This is a genomic window from Thermoflexibacter ruber (assembly GCF_900113045.1).
GTDB lineage: Bacteria > Bacteroidota > Bacteroidia > Cytophagales > Thermoflexibacteraceae > Thermoflexibacter > Thermoflexibacter ruber.
This window is the reverse complement of the sequence record NZ_FONY01000020.1, coordinates 14,309-35,321: the sequence shown is the minus strand read 5'-3', so window position 1 is coordinate 35,321 and position 21,013 is coordinate 14,309. Positions and strand designations below refer to the sequence as shown.

18 protein-coding genes are annotated in these 21,013 nt (G+C 37.2%); 9 read left to right on the top strand and 9 right to left on the bottom strand.

The genetic code is table 11. From position 1 onward, the window contains the following. Positions 1–40 precede the first annotated feature (40 nt). The 5 genes from BM141_RS11955 (at position 41) to BM141_RS11935 (ending at position 4,939) form a co-directional block, all read left to right on the top strand. The gene (locus BM141_RS11955; RefSeq protein ID WP_221407675.1) at positions 41–487 is read left to right on the top strand and encodes a DUF6691 family protein; all 447 of its coding nucleotides are present in this window, start codon (positions 41–43) and stop codon (positions 485–487) included. A 100-nt stretch (positions 488–587) separates the two neighbouring features. After that, complete coding sequence (locus tag BM141_RS11950) at positions 588–1,646, top strand: c-type cytochrome (RefSeq protein ID WP_091545579.1); 1,059 nt, start codon at positions 588–590, stop codon at positions 1,644–1,646. A 75-nt stretch (positions 1,647–1,721) separates the two neighbouring features. Next, positions 1,722–3,113, top strand: coding sequence for an OprD family outer membrane porin (locus BM141_RS11945; protein WP_091545577.1), 1,392 nt, complete (start codon positions 1,722–1,724; stop codon positions 3,111–3,113). Positions 3,114–3,195: 82 nt separating this feature from the next. Beyond that, a complete protein-coding gene (locus BM141_RS11940) occupies positions 3,196–3,465 on the top strand; it encodes a HipA N-terminal domain-containing protein (RefSeq protein ID WP_091545575.1) in 270 nt (89 codons plus the stop codon). Positions 3,466–3,688: 223 nt separating this feature from the next. Then, a complete protein-coding gene (locus tag BM141_RS11935; RefSeq protein WP_091545572.1) occupies positions 3,689–4,939 on the top strand; it encodes a serine hydrolase in 1,251 nt (416 codons plus the stop codon). A 4-nt stretch (positions 4,940–4,943) separates the two neighbouring features. Here BM141_RS11935 and BM141_RS11930 read toward each other — a convergent pair whose 3' ends face one another. Then, a complete protein-coding gene (locus BM141_RS11930) occupies positions 4,944–5,570 on the bottom strand; it encodes an LON peptidase substrate-binding domain-containing protein (RefSeq protein WP_091545570.1) in 627 nt (208 codons plus the stop codon). A gap of 233 nt (positions 5,571–5,803) precedes the next feature. Here BM141_RS11930 and nadE point away from each other — a divergent pair, with 233 nt between their 5' ends. Beyond that, a complete protein-coding gene (gene nadE / locus BM141_RS11925) occupies positions 5,804–7,816 on the top strand; it encodes an NAD(+) synthase (RefSeq protein WP_091545568.1) in 2,013 nt (670 codons plus the stop codon). A 10-nt stretch (positions 7,817–7,826) separates the two neighbouring features. Here nadE and BM141_RS11920 read toward each other — a convergent pair whose 3' ends face one another. Together BM141_RS11920 and BM141_RS11915 are read right to left on the bottom strand one after the other, a co-directional pair. Next, positions 7,827–10,625, bottom strand: coding sequence for a CHAT domain-containing tetratricopeptide repeat protein (locus BM141_RS11920; protein WP_221407673.1), 2,799 nt, complete (start codon positions 10,623–10,625; stop codon positions 7,827–7,829). Positions 10,626–10,927: 302 nt separating this feature from the next. Further along, complete coding sequence (locus BM141_RS11915) at positions 10,928–11,944, bottom strand: hypothetical protein (protein WP_091545564.1); 1,017 nt, start codon at positions 11,942–11,944, stop codon at positions 10,928–10,930. A gap of 131 nt (positions 11,945–12,075) precedes the next feature. On the opposite strand from BM141_RS11915, the gene BM141_RS11910 reads away from it, so the two are divergent. Both BM141_RS11910 and recF read left to right on the top strand, forming a co-directional pair. After that, complete coding sequence (locus BM141_RS11910; protein ID WP_091545561.1) at positions 12,076–12,918, top strand: endonuclease/exonuclease/phosphatase family protein; 843 nt, start codon at positions 12,076–12,078, stop codon at positions 12,916–12,918. Between the two features lie 12 nt (positions 12,919–12,930). Beyond that, positions 12,931–14,010 (top strand): DNA replication/repair protein RecF, encoded by a 1,080-nt coding sequence (gene recF / locus BM141_RS11905; RefSeq protein ID WP_091545558.1) that lies wholly within the window; start codon positions 12,931–12,933, stop codon positions 14,008–14,010. A gap of 4 nt (positions 14,011–14,014) precedes the next feature. Here recF and BM141_RS11900 read toward each other — a convergent pair whose 3' ends face one another. From BM141_RS11900 to BM141_RS11880, 5 genes are all read right to left on the bottom strand, one after another. After that, the gene (locus BM141_RS11900) at positions 14,015–14,539 is read right to left on the bottom strand and encodes an acyl-CoA thioesterase (RefSeq protein ID WP_091545715.1); all 525 of its coding nucleotides are present in this window, start codon (positions 14,537–14,539) and stop codon (positions 14,015–14,017) included. 73 nt (positions 14,540–14,612) lie between these two features. After that, the gene (locus BM141_RS11895) at positions 14,613–16,415 is read right to left on the bottom strand and encodes a PAS domain-containing sensor histidine kinase (RefSeq protein WP_091545556.1); all 1,803 of its coding nucleotides are present in this window, start codon (positions 16,413–16,415) and stop codon (positions 14,613–14,615) included. Positions 16,416–16,498: 83 nt separating this feature from the next. Continuing rightward, positions 16,499–17,449 (bottom strand): glutamate formimidoyltransferase, encoded by a 951-nt coding sequence (ftcD, locus tag BM141_RS11890; protein WP_091545553.1) that lies wholly within the window; start codon positions 17,447–17,449, stop codon positions 16,499–16,501. Positions 17,450–17,534: 85 nt separating this feature from the next. Continuing rightward, positions 17,535–18,551: a zinc dependent phospholipase C family protein gene (locus BM141_RS11885; protein WP_177217360.1), complete on the bottom strand. Its 1,017-nt coding sequence runs from the start codon at positions 18,549–18,551 to the stop codon at positions 17,535–17,537. A 63-nt stretch (positions 18,552–18,614) separates the two neighbouring features. Continuing rightward, positions 18,615–19,001 (bottom strand): hypothetical protein, encoded by a 387-nt coding sequence (locus BM141_RS11880; protein ID WP_091545550.1) that lies wholly within the window; start codon positions 18,999–19,001, stop codon positions 18,615–18,617. 67 nt (positions 19,002–19,068) lie between these two features. On the opposite strand from BM141_RS11880, the gene BM141_RS11875 reads away from it, so the two are divergent. After that, a complete protein-coding gene (locus BM141_RS11875) occupies positions 19,069–19,716 on the top strand; it encodes an SCO family protein (RefSeq protein ID WP_091545548.1) in 648 nt (215 codons plus the stop codon). A 15-nt stretch (positions 19,717–19,731) separates the two neighbouring features. Here the strand turns inward: BM141_RS11875 and BM141_RS11870 are convergent, their stop codons facing one another. Further along, the gene (locus BM141_RS11870; RefSeq protein ID WP_091545545.1) at positions 19,732–21,012 is read right to left on the bottom strand and encodes a sensor histidine kinase; all 1,281 of its coding nucleotides are present in this window, start codon (positions 21,010–21,012) and stop codon (positions 19,732–19,734) included. Position 21,013: the final 1 nt, after the last annotated feature.

The window sequence follows — 21,013 nt, the reverse complement described above, 5'->3', positions numbered from 1 at the left end:
AGAAGAAATTATCAATGCAGATGTTCGCCATACAGATGCAATGTGTACCAATGAATCTGCCTTACAACACCCTTGGTGGTACAATTTTAAGTACATGGTGGTTGGAATTGTTTTTGGGATTGTCTTTGTCAAGGCGGAAATCATTAGCTGGTTTCGTATCCAAGAAATGTTCCACCTGACCTCTTTCCACATGTACGGAGTGATTGGCACTGCGGTAATAGTAGGGCTTATCTCCGTTCAACTTATTAAAAGACTGAATATCAAGTCTATCTATGGGGAAAAAATCACCATAGACAACAAAGAGTTCAGTAAAGGACAAATCTATGGAGGATTGATTTTTGGTTTAGGTTGGGCGATTACGGGGGCTTGTCCCGGTCCCTTGTTTGCTCAAATAGGCAATGGGTTTGGAGTAATTAGCATTACTTTGTTGAGTGCTATTGCAGGAACTTGGGTATATGGAAAACTTAGAGAAAAATTACCTCATTAAGGTATTATTTTTTACGTGATAACACGTAAAAAATTGAATAACTATCTTTTCAGTTATCACGTGAAAAGCAAGAGTCAATTAATTTTCCAAATTTAAACACATGGAAAACAAAGATTTACAACAAAGGGAAATAGCTAAAATACTTAGGTATGCCAATTTTCTTTTGCTTTTTGTACCTGTGGGCTTACTAACGATTTTCACCTTACTTTTTTTGAGAAATATCGATTTTTCTTGGAAAGAACGGGAAAGGCAAGAAAAAGTAGAAAACTTAGCTACAGTTCAAGGACAAACAACTTTCCCACCCCTTTGGCAAGCCCCAGATACCAGCACAATTCCCCAAGACGAACAGGGTAAGCTGATTCGTTATGGAAGAGAATTGATAAAAAATACCGCCATTTACTTAGGTACAAATGGTTCTGTGGCAAAAATGAGTAACGGAATGAACTGCCAAAACTGTCACTTGGACGCAGGCACAAAGCCTTTTGGAAACAATTACAGCGCAGTAGCTTCTACCTATCCTAAGTTCAGGGAAAGGTCTGGAACGGTAGAAACTATACAAAAACGCGTCAATGATTGCTTTGAACGTAGCTTGAATGGAAAGCCCTTAGACACAGCAAGCAGAGAAATGCACGCAATAGTTGCCTATATCAGCTGGCTGGGCAAAGATGTAAAGAGAGGAGAAACTCCTAAAGGGTCAGGATTAGTAGAACTACCTTACTTGGATAGAGCCGCTGACCCAGAAAAAGGGAAAATTGTCTATGAGAAAAAATGTTTTTCATGTCATCAATTAGACGGAAGTGGCGTTCCTATGCCAGACGGAACAGGCTATCAGTATCCTCCACTTTGGGGAAAAAATAGCTATAACAATGGAGCTGGACTTTACCGACTCTCTCGCTTAGCAAGCTATGTCAAAGCCAATATGCCGTGGGCAGCAAGCTACGATAGACCTTTGGTTACAGACGAGGAGGCTTGGGACGTTGCCGCTTATATCAACAGTATGCCCCGCCCTGACGTAAGAACAACAGTAATGAAAAATGATTGGAAAAACCTTGCAGGTAAGCCTATAGACCACCCTTTCGGTCCATTTGCAGATAGTTTTTCAGAACAACAACATAAGTTCGGTCCCTTTAAACCCATAGCAGAAGCAAGAAAAAAGTAGTTATGAGTTGTTTCAAATTTATTGTTCATTTAAAGTCCCCATAGGGACAATCATTTTGCAGTAAAATAACAAAATATGAAAAACAAATACCTGATATTGAGCCTTTTGCTATTCTTATTTTTATCTAAAAAAGTGGAGGCACAAAATACTACCATTCAAAAAGATAGCACGAACCTGCGACAGGCTTTTACCAAAGGAAAAGTTGGCGGATTGTTCAGAAATTTTCTCATGCTCAACGACAACAATGGACAACTCACTGATTCTTACGGCTACGCAGTAGCGGGAGTTTTGCGCTACGAAACTGCCAAGTACAAAGGCTTTCAGTTAGGGATAGCAGGCTCAGTAACTTATGATATTGCTTCTTCTGACTTTACGAAAAATGACCCACTAACCAACGCCCCAGACCGCTACGTGATTGGTTTGTATGATGTTACTAATTTTTCTCAAAAAAATGAATTGGTGAGGATAGAAGAACTTTTTTTGCGGTATAGTTGGAACAAATCAAGCATTACTTTGGGGAAACAGTTACTTACACTTCCTTACATTCACCCGCAGGACGGCAGAATGCGACCCTCATTTATGGAAGGGCTTTGGATAGACTTGAACCCGAGAAACAACTTGCATTTGGAAGGAGGATATTTGTACCGTTCTGCTCCTCGCTCTACGCAAAAGTGGTACAGCATCGCAGAGTCCATAGGCACTTATCCCACAGGCATCAACCCTGATGGCTCTCGTTCTGGCTATGCTAATAATTTGACAAGCAAGGGATTGCTTTTAATTGGTGGGCATTACCAGTTTAAAAATCAAGTAAAAATTACACTAAGGAATTACTTTTTAGAAAACATTTACAACCTTGCTTTTGCCCAAGTAGAAAGGAGTTTTTCCCTTAAAAATAAGGATAAAATTTTACTCGCCTTCCAAGCCAACCGCCAAGATGCGGTTAATCAAGGAGGAAATGAAGATTTGGCAAGAACATACATTACACCAAACACACACGCTTGGGCATTGAGCGGACGCATTGCTTATCAAAAAAATAACGCTCAACTACAACTCAACTATACCCGCATCACCGCAGACAGTCGTTTTCTTTCGCCAAGAGAGTGGGGATTAGAGCCTTTTTTTACTTTTATGAAAAGAGAACGCAGCGATGGATTTGGAGATGTTCATGCAATAAACTTATACTTTATTCACCAAGTTCCACAAAAAAGACTGCGCTTTGAGGGTGGCATAGGACACTACCAAATGCCTGATGTAAAAAATACCCGTCTAAACAAATATGGTATGCCTTCCTTTTTCCAACTCAATGCAGAAATGCGCTACCGTTTCAAAGGCTTGTTAGAAGGTTTAGACGTACAAGTCTTAGCAGTTTACAAAGTAAACAATGGAGAAATCTATGACAATGAGCGGTATAGGATTAATAGAGTAGATATGGGCAACTACAATGTGGTGCTGAATTATGGATTTTGAGAAGGAGGTTTTTAATTGAATTGGTGAGATTTGAAAGAGAGAAACTTTTTATTAACTTTGGTTAAAAGTTTGAAAAATTACGATGAGAACCCAAAAAAATAAAAGTTCACAGAAGGTAAAAGTTTATAAAAATGGAATTTGGGTGGGCAATCTCTACAAAGAAGTAAAAAACGGAAAAATAAGTTATAGATTCCGATATTATCCAAGATATTTTAATAATCCTACTACACAGGCAATAAGCCTTAGCTTACCCAAAACCAACAAGAATACCAATCAGAGATATTCTTTTTCCTTACTTTTTTGGGCTAATCTCAGAAGGCTTCTACAAGGCGCGCCAAACGAAGATAGATGAAAAAGATTATTTTAAGTTGCTTGTAAAAACGACACGTTATAATACCGTAGATGGAGTTTATTTTAGAGAAAATTTAAGCAGAAAATAAGATGTTACAGTTGTTTTACAATAGAAAAGGAAGGTCAAGACTTTTGCAGTAATTTCAGAAACTTTTAATTTGTTATCTTGTTTAAGTACTCGAGGCTAAACTTTGAAAATAATTTGATAACCCAAAAATTCATTTATGAAAAAAATACTCTTACTCAACTTCTTCCTATTTCAGTTTTTTTTTGCTTTTTGTCAAACTAAAAAAATTGATACACAATTCTTAGAACAGCTTTTGCAGAACAACAAAAACTTTTTTGCCAAAGTACTCCAAAATCCAGCCAAGTATCAAATACAAATCATTTACAGCCAAATAGATAGAGATGAAAACAACCTTCCTTCATTCAAAGACTTCCACTATCGGGTAGATAAATCTTTTTACTTTTATCCTGCAAGCACCGTAAAGATGCCTGCTGCTTTCCTTGCCTTAGAAAAGCTCAATGAGCTGAATATAAAGGGTTTGAACAAATATTCTCGCATGAAGATAGACAGCGGATATACAGGACAAACCAAAGTGGTTTATGATTCCTCAGCTAAAGACTACTCTCCCTCTATTGCTCACTATATCAAAAAGTTATTCGCCGTAAGCGATAATGATGCCTTTAATCGATTATATGAGTTTTTAGGGCAGGAATATCTCAACGAAAAGCTATACCAGAAAGGTTTTCAAGATTTGAGAATTACTCATCGGCTCTCTATTGGAGACGGAGGAGAGCGTGCCAAATACACCAATCCTATGTCCTTCTACGAGGGAGAAAACGAGATTTACAGGCAACCTATGGCTTACAACAAAAAGTCTTATCCCTTCAAACTTAAAAATCAAATCACAGGCAAGGGTTTTATACGTCAGAACGAGTTGGTCAATCAGCCTATGGATTTTACCAATAGCAACTATATTTCTTTGGAAAATCTGCATGAGATACTAAAAGCAGTGATGTTCCCAGAAATTACACCTGAAAATCAAAGATTTAATCTCAGTGAGGAAGATTATCGCTTTTTGTATCAGAGCTTGTCTATCTTGCCAAGAGAGTGCGATTATCCTGATTATAAGAAGGATACAACGTATAATGACTACTATGTGAAATTTTTGATGTATGGAGACGGCAAGAAGAAAGTAGAGCCAGAAAAAATACGCATTTTTAACAAAGTAGGCAATGCGTATGGCTACTTGATTGATACAGCTTACATCGTAGATTTTGAGAATCAAATAGAATTTATGCTCTCTGCCGTGATTCACGTCAATGAAAACCAAATTTTTAATGACGGGGTATATGAGTATGATGGCATAGGCTATCCATTTCTGGCTAATCTGGGCAGGGTAATCTATGAACACGAATTAAAGAGAAAGCGCAGCCATAAACCTAACCTCCAAAAGTATAAAGTACACTAAATATCTAAAACTTGAGTGGGTCTAAGTTTTTGAAGTGTCCATTCATACGGATGACTTGCTTAGTTCGCTCCATTTCTCTGACAATAGGGATAGATTTGCGAAGATGCTCTATCAAATAGTCTATGCGTTCGCTTTCTGCAAGCAAGGTAAGCAGTTCATACTCTTGCTTAAGGGAAAGCCCTATTTTGTGGGCATATTGATAAGAGAGAAAAGGCACATCGCTTTTAAGTTCTGCTTTGACATTCAGAATTTCGTAGAGCTGAGAAACGGCTTCAATAAAAAGCAGGCGTTGCAACATATCCGAGTCTTCCTCTGTTTCAAGAAATTCCACTTCTCCTCCTGCGTGCATTTTGCCGAGCATAGGATTGAAAAAACTTTTTAAACGAAAAATACGCTCTCCGCGTGTTTTGATGTCCATGCGTCCATCGGGATAGCGATTGACTAAGGCAGTGATTTGTACCTCTACCCCTATTTCCTGAATCTTGTTTTCTAAAAATACGGGAATCCCAAAAGTTGCTTTTTGGTTTATGCAGTCATTAACTAACTGCTTGTAGCGTGGTTCAAAGATATGTAGGTTCAGTTCCTCTTGGGGAAAAACGACCAAATTCAGTGGGAACAAAGGTAATACCATTATTGTAAAAGTTTTTAATTATGCTTTTCTCAAAAATAGGCACTTGCCTTGAAATATTCAAATCTAATAAATATTACATAGCAATAAATATCTTTGTAAGTAAATAGTTTTCTAAAAATGTAAAAAATTTTCTTAACTTAATGGCTAATTTTTACGTTGTATTTTTTACACTAAGTTCGTAATATTGTAAATATTTGCAAGGCATTTCTAACACATCTCAAAAAAATAACAATATGAAACTCATCAAAGTAGCAGGGGCTGTACTCAATCAAACTCCTTTAGCATGGGAAAATAATAAGCAAAACATTATCAATGCGATAGAAGAAGCCCGCAAACAAAAAGTGAGCATCTTGTGCTTGCCCGAACTCTGCATCACAGGCTACGGTTGCGAAGACGCTTTTTACTCTATTGGCGTACATCAAACGGCAATGGAGGTCTTGCATGAAATTCTACCGCATACAAGCAACATGGTTGTTTGCCTTGGATTACCTCTGATGTACCAAAATCGCATTTTTAATACTGCCTGTCTTGTGATTAATGAGCAAATCATTGGTTTTGTGGCAAAAAGATTTTTAGCAGGCAATGGGATTCACTACGAACCGCGTTGGTTTACTCCTTGGCCCGAAGATGAGAAAATAGACATTACGATTACAGACAAAAAAGGGAATAAAAAATCTTACCCTTTAGGTGATATTCATTACAACGTAGGGGGAGTAAAAATAGGCTTTGAGATTTGCGAAGATGCTTGGGTAGCCAACCGTCCGGGGCGGAAGTTGTATAAGTTTGGCATAGATTTGATTATGAACCCAAGTGCAAGCCATTTTGCCTTTTCTAAATTAGACATTCGCAAGCGATTTGTATTGGAAGGTTCTCGTGCTTTTGGCACAGCCTACATTTATGCCAATTTGCTTGGGAACGAGGCAGGGAGAGCGATTTATGATGGAGGTACTTTGATTGCTTCCTCCGGTACTTTAGTAGCGGTAGGCGAAAGGCTGACCTTTGATGATTATTTGGTAACGAGTGCAGTGATTGATATTGCAGAGGCTCGCATGGCACAGGCGCAGGCAAGTACCGTTTTTAACGTACCTGATATGCAGGATACTTGCATAGAAGTCGACTTTACCTATCCTCAAATCTTACCCGAAAATCCACAAATTTTAGATAATCCTTGGGAGAAAAGTCAGTATTTGCAAGAAGAAGAATTTGCAAGGGTACAGGCTTTGGGGTTGTTTGATTACATGAGAAAAAGCTATTCTAAAGGTTTTGTGATTTCGCTAAGTGGAGGGGCAGACTCCTCAGCAATTACTTGTTGCTGTTACTTGATGATTAAAATGGGCATAGAAAGTATTGGCTTAGAAAAGTTCAAACAAAAGTTAGCGTATATCAAAGAAATACAACACTGCCAAACTGTAGATGAAATAGCTCACAGGTTAATTACCACGGCTTATCAGCCCACAGAAAACAGTTCTATTGTAACGCAAACTGCTGCAAGAGAAGTAGCTAAAGCCGTCAATGCGAAGTTTTACGAGTTCAATATCAACACCATTTACAAAGAATATACTTACCTGATTTCCAATGCTATAGGTAGAGAGCTAAGCTGGCAGACCGATGATATTCCCTTACAAAATATTCAAGCAAGAGTACGCGCTCCAAGTATTTGGATGCTTGCTAATATCAAAAATGCTTTGTTACTTTCTACAAGCAATCGCTCAGAGGCAGCGGTGGGTTACGCCACTATGGACGGCGATACCTCTGGCGGGCTTAGCCCCATCGCAGGCATCGACAAGGCGTTTTTACGTCAGTGGTTGCGTTGGTTAGAAAAGGTAGGCTATGACCTCAAAGGCACAGAAGAGTTTTTTAGGATTCCTGCCCTCCAATACGTAAACGAGCAACAGCCTACGGCAGAGTTGCGTCCTTTGGAAAACAAGCAAACCGATGAGGACGACTTAATGCCTTACGACTTGCTCGACTCTATCGAGGAAGCGGCGATTCGCGATAAGAAAATGCCTTTGGAATGTTATATCCTTTTGCAGTTGAAATACCCGCAATATACGAAGGCACAACTGAAAACTTGGGTAGCTAAATTTTTCAAACTATGGTGTCGAAACCAGTGGAAAAGAGAGCGTTATGCTCCTTCCTTTCACTTGGACGACAAAAACCTTGACCCTAAAACATGGTGTAGATTTCCCATCCTTTCTGGTGGCTTTGAAAGGGAACTTAGAGAATTAGAGGCTTATGAAGGTTAAGTCATTGTTTTTAATTCGTTACTAATACAAAAGCCCCCCAAAAATAAGGGAATTTATACTTTGCTTTGATGGCATTCTGGGCAAGCATAAAAGCCTTGTTCTTATCATTGGTTTTAAGCCATTGAGTGTAGAAATTTTGCATTAGCTCTTGCGTAGCGGCATCATCTACTTTCCACAAACTCATGATAATAGATTTTGCCCCTGCGATTTGAAAGGCACGTTGCAAACCATACACGCCTTCTCCATGTTTGACATCGCCAAGTCCTGTTTCACAAGCACTTAGCACTACCAAATCAGTATTATCAAGTTGCATAGTCATTACCTCAAAAGCGGTCAGAATCCCGTTGTTATGTCCTCTGACTTCTACATTCTGCTGATTGAGTGCTTTTTCTGCTCCTGCAAGCATAAGCCCAGCGCGCAAGAGGGGATTTTCTTTTGCCTTAGCGGTAGATACCCCAAAAATCTTTTCCCTCCCAAAGTTTTCTAAGTCCACCAAAAAATATCCATGTGTAGCAATGTGTAAAATTTTAGGATTGCTTACTTTTTTTACCTCTTCCTCTGCGGCGGATTCAGCAAGGAATAAGTTAGTTTGTAACTTATTGGTTTTCAAAATCTGGCTGATTTTTTCTACTTCTACCTTCGTACCCGGCAGGGAGGTAATGGTATTTTCATTTCCATAATGCGGGAAACCTATCAAAATGGCTTTTTCTCCTTTGGGACTTGCAGAAACCGCTTTTACGTCAGGCACGTAGCGCGTATTGGCGACTATTTCTATTTCTTTTTCTTCTAATAAGTATTTACCAGAGGGAGCTTGCAAAGTATTGACATTGATTTGGTTATATATGCCGTCGCAAGAAAGATAAACTACTTTTTTGCCTTTTATCAAGCCATCAATCGTTTGCCAATAAATGTTATAGGATTTGGTGTCGTTGATTTTGTTTCTAATGGCATTTTTATAAAATTTAAAATGCTGTGCCTCCATTTCTTTGCCTCTGTCCATGATAGCTATTTCAGGATTTTCCTTTTCCTTAGTCAAAATTAAGGCTACGTATAAGACCTCATTGGTAAATTTTTTATCAAATTTTTGTACTCTTATTATTTCTATAGCGGCTTCTTCAGGATTAAGTATCTGCTTGATAGTCTGCAAGTCATAGATTTTCAGCTCGTATCCTTTGCTAAAAAGAGCAGATTTTTGAGAAAGTTGTTTTTCTATTTGATTATTCGCATTTTCCAAAGAGTCCAGATTGATGCCTTCCTCTGCCAATTCCTCTTTGCTCATGGTATAGTGGCTTGCGAGCATTTCTTTTTGGTCTATCCAAGTCAAATACAAGTCAATCAAGGCTTTGTCATTGCTTGCTAAAATTTGCTCTTTTACTTTGGTGGTTTCATTGAGCAACAAGCCTTTCAGATTGATATGGTAGTTATACATTTCGCTAAGCAAGGATTTATCTTGGTTATATGCTTGACAGACAAGGGAATAAAATATCTGAAATTTTGGACTTATCAAATCCCAAAACTTAGTTTTTTCATATTCGCTCATAGCAGGAAAGTTTGTCCTGACAAGTTCCATATCTTGCTTTAACACTGTGCGAAATTCCTCTACAGCACTTTTCAAATCGCCTTTTTGCCAATGTAATAAAGCTAAGTTTTCATAAGAATCTATATAGTCAGGGTGCTTATCGCCAAGTACAGTTTTGCGAATTTCTAAGGCTTTGACTAATAAAGGTTCTGCTTTGCTTAGTTGGTCATTAATGCGATAAAAATTTCCTAAATTACTGATTGTCTTTGCATACGATGGGTGTTTTTCTCCAAATTTGTCTTTGTAAATGCTCGCCGCTTGCAAAAGCAGTTTTTCTACTTCCTCATTTTTACCAATTTCCAAGTAAAAAGCAGCTAAGTTGTTGAGTAAGTGAGCATAATCAGGGTGTTTTTTGCCTACTTTTTTATCTAAATTGGCTTTTACTTCGTTGAAAATTTGCTCTGCTTCGTTGTATCTTTTCATGTCTTGGTAAAGTAAGCCCAAATTCATTTGCAAGCGCGTATAATTTAAAGACTTTTCTTTCAAAAAAGGTTGAGAAATGGTCAAAGCATTTTTCAAATATTCTTCTGCTTTGTCGTACCTGCCAATAGTTTGATAAATTATTCCCTTGTTATTCAAGCAGATAGAGTATGGTAAGCTATTTTCTCCCTTGCTTTGCTTAATGATGCTCAGGGCTTGCTCTATAAGGGTTTCTGATTCTATGTACCTACCTAAGTCTTTGTAAAGCACTGCTTTATTGTTGAGCGAAGCACCATAAGCAGATTGGGTAGCCCCGATTTGCTTATTTGCCTCCAGACCTGCTTCAGTGAATTTTTCTGCCTGAGCATAGCGTCCTGTGGTATGATACAGCAAGCCTAAGTTGCTCAATGACTGAGCATAAACGGGGTGTGAGGTTTGCCCTATGCCTTCCAAGATAGTTTTTGTTCCTTTGAAGCTCAACTCCGCCATCTTGTACCTATTGTTTGCGTAGAGCATTTCTCCGATGCTATTGCTTTCTCTGGCATTGTCCAAGGGACTTTCTCTCCTTTCATCAGCGCGGTATAAGCCCTTCATTAAGAATACTTTTTGCCTTCCAAAGCGTTCTTTGTTTTGAAAAAGAGCCGCATTGTCGCTCAGGGCAATGGCATAGTTAAAACTTGTCGTGTCGTATTCTTCTTTCATTTTGTTCATCTCTTGAAAAAACCCCTCTTTGGCAGACCTTGCGGCGTTCTTGGCGGCATTCTTGGCTTTGTCTTTCAATCTGTCCAAAATTTGTGCTTGTGCTTGCATGCATACTAAAAGCAAGAGTATCATGAATAAATTTTTTATCATAGTATTTGATTTTCAAGTGTTTAATTTGATTTGCATATTTTTATTAACATTCAAGAGGAATCATTCTTTGAATGTAGCTCTTGTCTGACTTAGAAAGTCAGACCTACGAGGTAACGATTTATTCAAATTTAATATAATTTTGTGCGAAAGCTATACCAGAAGTCTTTGAATCAGAGCAAAAAATTACCTCTTCCTTAGACTTTAACGTAAAATCAAGAAAGAGGTAAAGAAAAAATATAGTAAAAATCATACAATCCCTTTTATTCATCTCTTTTGAGCCTAAAAGGGCTTTCCGAACCATCAGGATTGATGCGTGTTAAATATTTGGGTACTTCCCAAGTAACGTCTTGCCCTAATTTGGGTCTGGCTATGATAATGGCTTCCCCTTCTTTGAACTTGTACTCTGTGTCATATCCTTCTAAGGAATAAACTACTATGTTTCCGTTGCTTTTTTCTTGTTTTTTGATGAGTCGCATAGGGCTTTGTGTAGTAGATTGATAGAAATATTCATTTTCTACCACCTTGTAAATAACGTACTCAACGATGTCTTTGCCATCATGTTTATAAAGTAAATCTCCTACCCCCACTTCTACTCCATTGATTTCATCTTCATCAGTGATTTCTGTATCGCCTTTGTAATACTTCACTGATATACGAGCGTCTTTTATGGCAATCTTGCCTTCGGGAGATAAAGTATAAAAATTATTCTCATTACTTACTTTTGTAATATAAACAGGTTCCATCAAGTGGGTGTCCTCGCTCGTGATTTGCACCATTAGTTCATCTCCTTCCCATTGGAAATAACTTCTGTCCTGTTCCAAAGAACTTGCTTGAAAAGAAGCAAACAATATGTGTGCTATTGGTTTTCCCTCTGGGGTATAGGTAGCAAGGTAGTATTTATGTCCTTCATTGGTAACGGCTGAGTTATCAGCCGCCGTTCCAATCAGCAAAACTATGTATTGGAGACGGATTTGCTTTGCCCTTACCCAAGTAAGGTGATAGTCAGGAAAATCTGATTTTTCCAAGCCTAATTTGAGTTGTTTATCGGCAGAAAGCACCGTTTCGAGTGCTTGTCTTTGCCCATTAATGATTTCTGCTGAGTAGCTTTCCAAATTCTCAAGCATCTTTTCAGTAAATATAGGAATGGGCTTTAAAAGCTCTTGAAAAGCCTTTTCGTCTGTACCTTGCTCATTTTCAGAGGAACAGGAAATGAGTAAAAAGAACAGAGAAATCAATAGGGTTGGAGTAACTTGATAGGAAATTTGATAGTTCATCATATAATATAAAGTTTATTTTGGTTTAAAAACATACCATAGGCAAATTAGTTTGCACAAATTTTATTGGAATATAAAAATACCATTATCAAAGTAATTTTTCTGATATTTGTAATAGATTTTCTTGAAAACAAATGAAAAGCAAAATTTTAAAATTTTTACTACTTTTTTCTTTCATACAGGGAACAAATCTTTTGCATGGGCAAGAAATGAGGCTGATGACTTTCAATATCCGTTTTAATACAGAAAAAGACGGAGAAAATCGCTGGGATAAGCGAAAGGAAAACTTGTGTAGCTTACTTCGCTTTCACGAAATAGAAATTTGCGGAATGCAGGAGGCTTTGTATGGTCAAATTCAAGACATCAGTACGCTGCTTCCTGAGTATGAATATGTAGGAAAAGGGCGAGATGACGGCAAAGAAGCGGGAGAGTTTTCTCCTATTTTCTATCAGAAAGATAAGGTTAGATTATTGGAAAGTCAAACGCTTTGGCTTAGCCCCACCCCAGAAAACCCAAGCAAGGGTTGGGATGCCGCATTGAATCGCATCATTACCTATGCTAAATTTCAAACAAAAAAAGGGAATAAAATATTTTATGTTTTCAATACGCATTTTGACCATATTGGAGAAACTGCAAGGCGAGAAAGTGCAAAATTAGTGATAGCACTGGTCAAAAAAATCGCCAAAGACACGCCTGCTATCATTATGGGAGATTTTAATAGCACCCCACAAGACGAACCCTGTCAAATACTGAATGTAGGCTTGATAAATACGCTTTCGGTAAGTGAAACTCCACACTTCGGTCCCAGAGATACTTTTAATGGTTTTGAAAACAAGGAGCGAGAAAACAGCGAAATAGACCATATATTTTTGAATACTAAAAAGATACGAGTAAAAAAACACGCTACTATTACGCAGACTTGGGCAGGGCGTTTTGCCTCTGACCATCACCCTGTCATGGTAGTCATACAGCTATAAATTTTCAAAGGTTTGCAACTCAAAAAAATACAATTACTGAATTTTAAAAACTACGAAGGACTTGAACTTTCGTTTTCAGAAGGTATCAATGGCATTGTAGGGGAAAATGGGAGCGGAAAAACTAATCTCTTAGATGCCATTCACTTCCTTTGCCTTAGTAAAAGTGGATTTAATTTTTCTGATAGTCAGCATATTAGGCATGGAAGTAGCTTTTTCATGATTCAAGGATTTTTTCAAAAAGCTGAAAAAGAATACGAGGTACATTGCAGTTTGCAAGAGGGAAAATCCAAAACTCTAAAAGTAGATAAAAAACCTTATACTAAAATTAGTGAGCATATAGGGCAGTTTCCTTGTGTACTAATGACTCCTTATGATACCGACCTTATCCGAGAAGGGAGCGAAATAAGACGAAAATTCTTTGACAATACGCTCAGCCAAATAGACCAATCTTATCTAAACAATCTATTGAAGTACAATAAATCAATAGAGCAAAGGAATAGTTTATTGAAACAGTTTGCAGAGAGAAACTTCTTTGATAAGACTCTAATAGAAACTTATGATGCACAGATTTTGCCTTTGGCTCAGAGTATTTTTGAAAAAAGAAATGAGTTTGTCCAATCTTTTATTCCTCTCTTAGAAAATTACTATTTTTTCATTTGTAATCAGAAGGAAAAAATTAGCTTAAAGTACGAATCTGACTTACAGGTAGCTGACTTTGAAAGCGAGTTTTGCCAGCAAATTCAAAAAGACCTTCTCCTCCAACGCACTACTAAGGGCATTCACAAAGACGACTACATTTTCCAAATAGAGAATCGCTCCATCAATAAATTTGGCTCACAAGGACAACAAAAAAGCTACGTAATCGCACTCAAATTGGCTCAATTTGAACTACTTAGCCAACTAAAACACATAAAACCTCTTTTACTCTTAGACGATATTTTTGACAAATTAGACGATAGCCGCATCAAAAAACTCATGGAACTGATGGCAAGTGGCAAATTTGGTCAGGTTTTTCTTACCGATGCTCGTCCTGAGCGTACTAAAAGCCTTTTTGGAGAAATTAAACAAGAGATTTGCCTATTTCACACATAAAAACTTATTTCAAGTCCTCAAATAAAGACTTTAATTCAGTAGCCTCATCAGGTTTCATTCTTCCCGCCAAAATCAAGCGTAACTGCCTGCGGCGTAAAGCACTTTCGTATAGTTTTTTCTCGTCTTCTGTTTCTGGAACCAACCCTGGCACGTGAATAGGATTCCCTGCTTGGTCGATAGCAACAAAGGTCAAAAAAGCCTTGTTAGTCAATATTTTACTGTCTATGGATAGGTCTTCTGCATATACTTCCACATAGACTTCCATAGAAGAATTAAAGGCTCTTGTTACTCGGGCTTCTAAGGTAATAACGCTCCCCAATTTGATAGGGTGATGAAAAGAAATATTATCTACCGAAGCTGTAACTACTATTCGTTGAGAATGTCTTTGTGCCGAGATAGCCCCTGCAATGTCTATCAGGTGCATCATTCGCCCCCCCATGAGGTTGTGCAGTGGGTTGGTATCATTGGGGAGTACCATTTCTGTCATGGTAACAAAGGACTCTTTTGGAGATTTTTGTTTTAATGCCATTGTATTAGTATTGAAAAAAATTGCACTGCAAAGTTGAGTAAAATTAAACACTTTCAAAAAAGTTCGTGCCATTTTATTCGCCATTAGCAGAAGCCAGAGGAATGGTAAAGGAGAAAATGCTTCCTTTGCCTTCTTGGCTAATGATATTTAGTTTCCCTCCATTTTTCTCAACAAATTCTCTACAAAGCATGAGTCCCAGTCCTGTTCCTTTTTCCTTACCTGTTCCTTGTGTGCTGACAAGTTCTTCTCTAAGCAACTTATGTAAGATTCCATCGGGTATGCCTATGCCATAGTCCTTGATACTTATATTGGCAAACTTGTCTTTCGCTTCTACTATTACCTCGATTTTACTGTTGAAGTTACTAAATTTCAAGGCATTAGATAAGAGATTGCGAACTACTAAGTCAATGGTATTTTTATCTGCAAAAACTAACACATCGGTATCATCTGAGAAAAGTTGGATTTGCTTCTGCTCGGCTTGCTTTCTAAGCAAATTAAAATTATTTTCTATGACTTCCCTTAAAGAGAAAGTTTTAGGTTGAATGGTTTGATTTTCTATTTGGCTTCTTGACCATTGCAACAGGTTTTCAAGGAGTTGAGAAACAGAAGTAACACTTTTGGTCAGATCAGTAAGGCAAGCTCTTAGTTCTTGTTCTGTAATAAGTTCTTTTTCAACAATTTCAATTAAAGAAAACAAAGAATTCAAAGGACTGCGGAGGTCATGAGAGATAATAGAAAATAGTTTGTCTTTGATTTTGTTGGCAGCGGCAAGTTTTTTTTCGCTTTCCTTTAAGTCTGTAATATCAGTTACAAATACTGCTAAAAACTGCACTTCTGTATTATTTGAATTAAAAATGGGAGTATATTTCCCGTACGAATAGGTTTTGTGTCCATTAGGTAAAATCGTAAATTCTTCGAAACTACTACCTTTTCCCTCTAATCCTTGCTCTATCAAGGGACGATGATTTTTGACAAGTTCTGGGGTAAGCACTTTGGAATAATGATTACCCTCAATTTGTTCAGTAGGCATTTGGAAAGCATGTTCATACGGCTTGTTGGCAATGATATACTTACCTTCTTTGTCCAATAAGGCAACGAAAATAGGAAGCGCATCTATCAAACTTCTCAATACATTTTTTTGATAATCTAATAGGTCTTGTTGTACTATGAGTTGGTCATTTTGTGCTCTAATCTCCTCATTTTGTGCTCTAATCTCCTCATTTTGTGCTCTAATCTCCTCATTTTGCAAACTAATTTCCTCATTTTGAACTTTGAGTTGTTGCATCAGCTCTTGTAAAGAAGTATTACTTGCAAGTAACTTATTTCTAAAGAAGGTAGTAAAGCTATAAATGCCTACCAACACGATAGAGGTATTGATGAGCGTATGAAAATAAAGCAAATCTATACTGCCTTGCATAAGAATTAGTTTTAGAGCCTTCAGCCCAAATAACAAAGCAGTGAGCAAGAGATATAACATGACTTTGAGCTTTTTTTCAAACAGTAAGACTATCACAATAGCTGTTAAAAATGCAACATTTTCAGTTTCACTGAATCTTTCTGCCTTATAAGCAGTAAGGGTACTCATGACGATTGCGACAAACGCACCAACCGTAAAGTGAATTTTAGCAGCTTGATAGTATTGTTTGTAGTTCCAAATAAAAATAGGTAAGCATAGCAAGAAGATTATCATTAGGTTAGTAAAAGACTGTATATAATTTTGGGAGAAGATATTGGTAAAAAATACCAGCACAAGCATACATAAGAAAATCAGGTTGATGCCATTGATTATCCTAACCGTCTGTTGCTGTTGGGGAGAAAGCAATGGAGTTATTCCCAGCCCGATTATGAAATCTATTTTTTCCTTAAAGTTTTGCATTGTAGCATTAGGTAAAAGGGTTGAATAATATTGGCATTCAGAGCCAATTTATTTTAAAAAATGTAAAATTTCAAATAGTTCCTTTATATTACTTCTATCCCAAGTAGCAATTCTATAATTTTCTTTTCTGGCAGAAAGGGTCTTAGCACATTCAAGCCCAAATAGTCAATCGCTTGGTCTATTTCCATTTTTCCATTGTCAGTAAGAGCATGAAGAGGAATCAATCCTACTAACTCAGAGCCTATGACTTCTGTTTCATATTTTTGTGCTACTTTGCTAATTGTTTGGAAAACCAGATGCAAAGAGGTTTGTCGAAAGTTAGTCAGATTAGTAGATACTTGTGCTATGCCGTAATGCTCCATATACCAACCTATGGCTTTCAAATGATTAAGCCTCCCAATGCCATTTCCAGAGGTTCTTACTTCTGCGGCTATCTTTTTAGCAATAGATACAGACTGGGTATTTAAGTTAAAGTTGTAGGCTATTAAAATATCTCTCGCACCTATCACTGTCGCACCAGACTTAGCATTAAATACAGGGCTACCAAAATCTGGTTGAAAATCAGTATTTTGCACTTTTTTAGCCAATCCTTCGTACTCTCCTTTGCGAATAAAAGCCAAATTTTTACGCTCAGGGCGAAGAGCAGCATACTCATAGCAATAAACAGGAATATTAAGCTCTCTGCCCACCCTATCTGCCAAGCTATGAGCATATCTTACCGTTTCCTCCATAGTGATTCCTTGCAAAGGAACAAGCGGACAGACATCAGTCGCTCCTATACGAGGATGCGTTCCCTTTTGTTGGCTCATATCTATCAGCTCACTCGCTTTGGCTATTCCTGCAAATGCAGCCTCGACAACCGCCTCTGGCGAGCCAGCAAAAGTAATGACAGTTCTATTAGCATCTTCGTTAGGGTCTATCTCTAAAAGTTGAATGTCGTTGTTTGCTTGGATAGCTGAAGCTATTTCACTGATAATTTTCCTGTCCCTCCCCTCTGAAAAGTTAGGTACACACTCTACAATTTGGTGATTCATTAGATTATAGTTTGACAATTTTACGCAAGAAAATATGACTTTTTAAAAGAAAATCAGAATACAGATAAAATAGCTTTATTCCCTTTCAAAAGCCTCCTTCCTCTTTTCTTCTAAATATATTTTTCCCAAAGTAGTAAGTAGGTTTTATATCAGGTATCAAACCTGTATCATGAGAACGTGTTTTGATATTGGGATTTGGCTCTAAGTTATTATCTTCCTCCTCCAGCCTTTTTATTTCTTCCTTATCTGTAGAAAGCAAGCTATCTAAGTTAGGTTGTCCTGCATCTATCCAAGCAGTGTACCAGAAATCCCCTACCATTTGAATAGAAGTACGCATCTGTCGCTCCACCTGCCCCGCTAACGATTGATGATAAGCCGCAGAAAACTCTTTAGAATATACCTTGACCGTAATATTCCCACGTGTTTCAAAGCTAAATTTTTTATCCTCACTGAACTGCTTGGTAAGTTCCTTTTCAAATCGCAAAACCGAATCCAAAGCTAAGTGAGCATTGGTAACTGCTCTCCACGCTCTCTCTGTTACATTTTTGATATACTGGGCTTTTTCAAAAAAATAGTTATAGTCGTCTGCAAAAAGCTCAGGCAAGCGCGATTCCCAGAAGCCATGAATCCCGTACTGCCCAGTTTTTTGCCCATTGTAGTTTTCTGTGGTGTGCAAAGGTACATTTGCATCGCCAATGTAATGTCCCATATCAGCCGAGATTCGCAAAATCTTGATGGCATTTCGCTCTTTAAAGGCATTGACTAACTGAAACTTCATCAATGACAGATGCCAAGGAACTATCCCGTAGGCTCTTAGGGTATCTTCTGTATATTTAGCAACTGCTTCTTCCCAGCGACGTGGCATTTTAAAAATCGCGCTATCCCCATAGACATCTATGTCAATGTAATGCCTTTCTGCCTCGCCTACTACTGCATAGCGTCTTTTGTCAGGATTAACAGCATTTTCGGTAATGTAGCGAATATGATGTTTATAAAAAGTAAACATTTCAGGAGGGAGTGTAAAAACTGCCATGCGGTTGATGCGTTGATGTCCAAAAAAGCCCCAAGCCCAAGCCGATACACTTATTATATTGAAAATCAAAAGAAAAGCTAATTTTTTATAATATCCAAGCATAAACTATAAACCAGAAGCTATAAAACTAATCTACTTTTTCTTATCGTCTAAAAAGCTATCTATTTTCATTAAAATCTTATTTAGCACCATTTTAAAGTTTTCATCTAAGGGAACGTCATTGGGCTTGCTCGCCGTATCTGCTAAGCGTTGAGTTTGTCTTTGAGCAGTTTTCGGGTGATTGAGGTGTTGTATTTTCATCATACCCTCGAGCAGGTCAGGGTCTATACTCGTGATGATAGTTTCCAAGTTTTCTACTCTTTGTTGCAGTTCTTGGATTTTACTTTCCATTCCTTGCAAATTTTGCCGACTACCTCCCCCACTTCCTACAAAAGTCTGCACAATCTTAGAAATGACTAAGCCCATGGTTACTGCCACAGGAATCGCAATAAGTAACATCAATAAAGTATAGTCCGTCATCTGATTTTTCTTTGAAACAAATGTATTAAATTTTGTATTTTTGTAAAAAATAACTCATACCAATTTTATGAAAATCAAAATATTTGTCTTTTTTTATTTTATAGGCTTAGTATTTTTTTCTGCTTGTCAGCAAGAAAGAAAATTACCTATCTTGGGCGAAAAAAAAACAAAAAGTAAAATGATTGATGGAAAAGAAGTAATAGACACTATCTATTTCCAAGTCCCTGATTTTAAATTTATTAATCAAGATAGCCAATGGATTACACAGGAAGATTTTAAAAATAAAGTTTATGTAGTAGATTTTTTCTTTACCTCCTGCCCTACTATCTGTCCTATTATGAAAACGCAAATGCTCAGACTGCACGAGCATTTTAAGCATAACCCTGAAGTAAAAATTCTATCTCATACCATAGACCCCTACCATGACAGCGTAGCAGTTTTAAAAGACTATGCCTCTCGTTTAGAAGTAGATACTAAGCAATGGAACTTTGTTACAGGGGTAAAAGATGAGATTTATCAAATCGCAGAAAAGGGATATTTTGTAGCCGCAAAAGAAGATGCCAATGAAGCGGGAGGTTTTATCCATAGTGGCGCATTTGTATTGATAGATAAAAACCGCAGAATCAGAGGTTACTATGACGGTACTAAAGCCGAGAAAGTTGATTTGCTCATTAAAGATATAGAATTATTGCTCAAGGAAGGACTAAAAAACTAAGCTCGCTTTTTACCTTCAATGAGGCAGTAAGATAGCAAACTTACTGCCTTTGTTTACTTCACTTTCTACATAAATTTTGCCTGATAGCTTTTGTACCAATTTTCTCACCACATATAAGCCAAGTCCGTTGCCTTTGGAATTTTCATTGGCTCTGAAATACATCTCAAAAATATTTTTCTTTAAATTTTCTTCTATCCCTTGTCCGTTATCCTCTACTTCAATAAGCGTATATTTTTCTGATATAGAAATATTTACTCTAATAAATGGGTCTTTTGAGGAAGAAAAATAGATGGCATTTTCTACCAAGTTTTCTATGATAACTGACAAATCTGTAGGATTAGAATAAAAAGTTGGTTGGGTATTATTGATAAACTCAAAGCGAATATTCTTTTGAGAAAGTAAGTGAGTAAACTTATACCTAACTGAATCAATAATTTTACGAAAATCAACTACTTCTGTAATAATTACCTCATCACTTGTGCTAATAGATTGGAGTTTAAGAAGCATTTTCTCCAACTCTTGTACTGTATTAGCTGTTTTTTTAAATAGCTCCAATGCCATTTCATCTTTTATACTCATTTGAGCCAGCTTGACCAAACCCAAAATAGAGGTAAGAGGACGGCGAAAATCATGTGATGTCCTGTAAAAAAGGGTATTAAGTTCTTTATTGGCTTCTTTAAGTTTAAAAGTCCGCTCAGCGACTATCTTTTCTAAGTTAGCATTGATTTGAGTAATCTCCTCATTTGCCTCTGCTAATTCTTGGTTTTTCTTCGCCAAGTTATCTGCTAAAAAAATCTGTGAAATTTTAGTAGACAAAAGTTCTGCTACAGAGCGGAAAAATCTAAAATCTATCTCAGAATATTCGATAAAGTTCTTATTGGCGGCTATGAGAATGGCATTTTCGTTGGCATGAAAAAACAGAGGAAGTATAAAAATCTCATTAATTCTTTCATGAGCAAATAAGGTATTTTGGAAGTTGGCTATGCCGCTAATTTCATTCTTATCAAGTTTGATAGGAATACCCCTATTGCTACATTCTGATTCAAAAGGGGTAATCTCATCTGCTAAATTAAGCCAATATTGATAATTACCCCTAAAGATTTGATAAGTGATTTTGTCAATGTTTTGGGCATAAGTAAAACGAAAAGCAAAAAAATCTACCATAAACTTCAAATGAGCAGTAATAGCCTTACCCACTTCCTTCCAATTTTGTGCTTTATTTACCTCATTGGCTAAGTTGGAGAAAGCCTCATACCGAAGTCTAAGTGATTTTTCTTCTAATGAAATACTACTCATT